This window comes from Alkalihalophilus lindianensis, from assembly GCF_032843265.1.
GTDB classification, from domain to species: domain Bacteria; phylum Bacillota; class Bacilli; order Bacillales; family Bacillaceae_D; genus Alkalihalophilus; species Alkalihalophilus lindianensis.
Genome location: NZ_JAWJBA010000114.1, coordinates 1 through 346, shown reverse-complemented (window position 1 = coordinate 346; position 346 = coordinate 1). Strand labels below are relative to the sequence as shown.

General features: G+C 35.3%; 1 pseudogene. It reads right to left on the bottom strand.

Annotated features, from left to right (window positions below):
• Nucleotides 1-250 (bottom strand): annotated as a pseudogene (locus tag RYX56_RS21545) (dihydropyrimidinase); the annotation flags it as partial.
• Between the last annotated feature and the right edge of the window lie 96 nt (nt 251-346).

The window sequence follows — 346 nt, the reverse complement described above, 5'->3', positions numbered from 1 at the left end:
CTTTTTTAGGATATAAACCAAAAATTTTAGCTGCATTTAAACTAGTAATCTCGACAAATTTTTGAAGAGAAATTCTTTTTTCATGCACACCAAAATGATAGAGAAGAGGATAGATGTTTTCGATACTAGGTAACCCGTTAGGTGCCTTAGTGAAATCCTTCATTCCATGAATCTTGCCATCTTTATATGGATGGGAAGCATGGTCAGAGCCGATGACGGATATACTGCCTGATTGAATTCCTTTCCACAATTCCTTTTGATCCTCTTTGGATCGTAAAGGGGGGGAGCAAATATATTTAACGGCTTCTTGCTTATTTGATCTTAAATATTCTTCATTAAGCAATAA